Consider the following 3,910-nt stretch of genomic DNA (forward strand, 5'->3'; position numbering starts at 1 on the left):
GAAAAGCATTTCGACGCCGGGCGCGCGGCCTGAGGATCACCAAGGGCGGCCAGGGAAGGCCGGGGCGGCGGGCGGTCGGAGGGACCGCCCGCCGCTGTCTGTGTGTGGGAGCTGTCCGGTGATCGAGGCGCCGCTCGATCCGCTCAGGGGGAGCGCGTGCATGCGGAAGCGGGATCCAGCTTCGGGGCTTCCTCATAGCGATAGGTTTCAGGATTAAAACTGAGTTTGACCTCCTGCGGCGGGTCTTCTTCGTGCCCGGGTGCTGCACATCCACGCGTGGCAATCAGATCGGGCCACGCTTCCGTGATGATGACGGGCGCAATGACATCCTTGAATTGCCCTTCAAGCACTTTGATGGCCGTGCCATCCCCGCATTGCACAAATCCAAGGTAGTGCACTACGTCGATGTTCCCGTAGTTCGAGCCGAAATGTTTCACGAGTTGGTCTGGTTGACCGTCGGCATTGAGGTCCGGCGTGCCGGCGCTGTAGGTTTGACCAACTGTCAGGCTGTAGATGCAGTCACTGTCCACGCCGGGCGGGCAAGCGCTGACCTTGTCATGCCCTTGCGGAGATATCCCAATCACAACCAGGTCGTCAGCCGCTGTACGTGCGCAATGCTCCTGCAACGCCTGCGTGTCTGCAGCGGCGGAGCACGTGCTGGCTGACAGGAGAAAGGGGGCAAACAGGAAAAATGCTCGCGACATGGATCAAATTCCCGTGGTATCGATCTGAAAACTATTGCGGGAATCCCGCAATGCACCAAGCTCATCGTTGACGACATAATTTCGACCGAGGCGGCCGTCATACGCTGGCCATGCCACCAAGTCATTCTGGGTTCTGTTTGTCGCCGCCGCGTCTGCAAGAAGCCTTGCGGTTATAGCCCGTTCGTGAGCGTCGGTCCACCGCGCCGGAGCGATAGACCAGTCAAGGTTCGCGCTGGCGGCTATTGCATTCCTTATTGAGTTTGGAACGGTCCGACCGGTGACGTGTGCCGGACGATAGATATGCCAGCGCAGAAGGATGGCTATCGCTTTTTCAGACGTGCAGAGCTCACCTAGCGACGCACTGATGTGTATCAACCCTATGGTGATGTTAACGTTGATGGCACGCACATCGCGTAGTCGCAGCCGCACCATGTCCCACATGGCTCGCTGCACGCTGCTGAATGTTCTACCTGCCATCGAAAACCGGTGAAACCAATGCCATGTTTTGAAGTAGTCTGCCTCTGCTACGTCACGACTCACCAAAGGCAGTTGCTGGTTTGCGGTTGCGGTCTGCGCTAATGCCGCAGTCGCTTGTCCAGGTTGAGTTTGCTCGTTGTGCTGGCGTATCCATCCTTCGTACTTGCGTGCGTTGCTGTTCCACAATGCCCCTGTATTGGATGAAACCCAACTGCTTGAAGGAAAAAGGCCAAAATTTCCGAATGCAGACAGATAGTCGGCCTGGTGGCGGTGGAGCAGGTAGGCCAGGAAGCCTGCCAGTTCACCGTTGTCATATCCGCCTTGCGGAAGCAGTCCCATAGTCCAATGGCAGGGGCCAAGCGAGATCAGGGCATCGTCATAGGCGTTGATGCCATCGAACATCCCCATGCACTCCTGCTCGGCAGTTGCCCTCACTACCCGATAAGTGGACGCAGTCAGGCCATTGACGTTGGCGGCCAACGTCACGAGCGTAGTCGTGGGACCAATCAAACGCTCTGGTGTCATCTCTGCTTCAGGCCAGGTGTGTGCGGGTACCTCGCTCCTCGCGCCGCCGTATCCCGGGAAAACAGCATAGCCGCCTAGTACATGGGAATGGTCTTGGCTACGATTTGCTGGATATCGGTAGTGACGTGTGAAATCGCGAGAGAACATCCGCACGTAGCTGACGATCTGCCGACTGGCATTTCTAGTCACGCCCTGCGTAATTTCGTTGTAGTTCCATATGTTGACGCCGTTGACTACCGGCGCGGTGCGTTGCCCGGTAGCGCGCGAAACGTGCCAGGCCTCGATCACCACCGGGCAGCGGTAGTTGTGCTGCAGCCAGTACTCGATCGCCGTGCGGGTACCTGCATTGACCACCCCACTTATCGGGCCAGTGTAACGGGACGCGTTTGCTATGCGATCCAGCGCGCCCACGTAGTAGCTCTCCGGTGGGTTGGAGTTGGGCCGAAGCCCCAGCGTGACTACTTCGGGCGCCGTAGTACCGGCTTGTGGCTGCCAGCCTTGCAGGCGGCCTACATTGACTTGGGCCACATTGGCCATTGCTGCGTAGATCTGGAACTCGCGCACTGCCCATTCGGTGCTGCGACCGAAGTCGCCGTCGGCAGTGTGAATGAACAGGAAGCCCAGTGTGCGCAGGTCATTCTGAAGTTGGCGCACGTGCTGCGGCACTGCCACAGTGGCGCCTCCCTGGTTCTGTGGCGTCTGCGCGGCAGCCGGTGCGGTCGGCGATGGGTTGTTGATCGCGGCCCAGCGAGGGGCCTGGTTGATGGCGGGGTTGCCGTCGTTGTCAGCACGACGAAGATCGTAGTTGCCGTAGAGCATGCTGCATCCGTCCTAGATGTCGTGTTCGTTGCCCAGCGCGCTCACGCCCTCCAGGCTCGGGGTAGTGACGCCAGCAATGTTCATGGCGCGATGGAATCGTTGCAGCGCCATGCGACTCTTGGGGCCGAAGTAGCCATCGATGGCGCCATCGTAGAAGCCCAGGTTCTTGAGCTTGGATTGCAGACCGGCATGCTCAGTAGTCTGTTTTTGCGCTGCAAGGTCCAGATCCCACTCCCAGGGGTGGTTGTCCAGGCCGAACGGATACACCTTCAGTCGACCCTTCTTAACCCCGTCCGGCAAGGGCTGGTTGATCGACCCATCTGCGCTGAGCTCCCCTTCATAGACCTGGCCGCCCAACTCCAGCCGATATGGCTTGCCGGACAACGCGCCGCGCTCGAACTGCTGCGCGACCCTGATGCCGAACTGTTTCGGCGGCAGCACCGTGCCCTTGGGCAAGTGCTTGGGAATCGCCGGGTTGGTGTCCGGCGCCATGAACGGATGCTGCCCGGCCTTGACGGTAAACGTGCCCGGGCAGCTGAAGGTGATGTTGCCGCCCTCCAGCGTGATCGCGCTGTTGCCGGCCTGCAGCACCACCTTCTGCTGGGCCAGGATGTCGATGCGATCGTCGGTGGCGGTCACGGTGATGGCCTGGTCGGCCAGCAGTTCCAGCTCGCCGGTGTTGGACTGCAGGCTCACCGGGCCGTTGGCGGCAATCACCTTGACCGGCCCGGCCTGCGCAAACAGCGCCACGTGCTCGCCGGCCACGGCCGACACGGTTTCCCCCGCGCTGACCTGCAGGTCCTGCTGCACGGTCATCTGCAGGTTCTGGCCGGCGTAGGCCACGGCGCTGGCCGGGGTGGTCCAGACGATGCGGTCCGGCGAGTCGGCCATCAGCAGCGGGGCGGCGAAGCGCTCCACCGGGTCCTGGCCCGGGCTGCGCCCGCCGCCCGGCTTCATGCCGGACTGGCCGTTGACCTGGCTGCCGTACTTGCCCTCGGCGGTCGGGTCGATCCTGGCGCGCAGCTGGGCGGTGCTGGTGAGTGCGCCCAGCGGCGGTACGTCCTGCTTCTGCAGCGTGTCGTGCATTGCTTCCAGCGCCCGCTCGGCGGCGCGCAGCTGCTCGACTGCCTCATGGCTGTCCAGCACCGTGGAGGTGGCGTCCTGGCGGGCACTGGTGGACAGCAGCAGGCCCTGGCCGGCATGCACGTTGCCCCAGCCGTGGGTGGCCAGCTCGAAGCCCTGGCCGCGCAGCGCGCCCCGGCGGGTGTCGCTGTGGTCGATCAGGTAGCCCAGCTCCAGCCGGCTGTCGGCCAGCGAGGTCTGCAGGCGCGTGCGCAGCTGGCCGGTGGTGTCGTCGATCACCCACTGCTGGGTGCCGCTGCCAT

At 62.3% G+C, this 3,910-nt stretch carries 3 protein-coding genes; all 3 read right to left on the minus strand.

What is annotated here, in order from left to right:
* Positions 1 to 143 precede the first annotated feature (143 nt).
* Positions 144 to 704: a hypothetical protein gene (locus ACO6VK_RS16145; RefSeq protein ID WP_422508871.1), complete on the minus strand. Its 561-nt coding sequence runs from the start codon at positions 702 to 704 to the stop codon at positions 144 to 146.
* Positions 705 to 707: 3 nt separating this feature from the next.
* Positions 708 to 2,525, minus strand: a complete 1,818-nt coding sequence (locus tag ACO6VK_RS16150; protein WP_422508873.1) for a peptidoglycan-binding domain-containing protein — start codon at positions 2,523 to 2,525, stop codon at positions 708 to 710.
* A gap of 12 nt (positions 2,526 to 2,537) precedes the next feature.
* Positions 2,538 to 3,910, minus strand: a 1,373-nt coding sequence (locus ACO6VK_RS16155; RefSeq protein ID WP_422508875.1) for a DUF2345 domain-containing protein, incomplete at its 5' end; no start/stop codon positions are given.

Source organism: Stenotrophomonas sp. GZD-301 (assembly GCF_049310345.1).
Taxonomy (GTDB): Bacteria; Pseudomonadota; Gammaproteobacteria; order Xanthomonadales; family Xanthomonadaceae; genus Stenotrophomonas.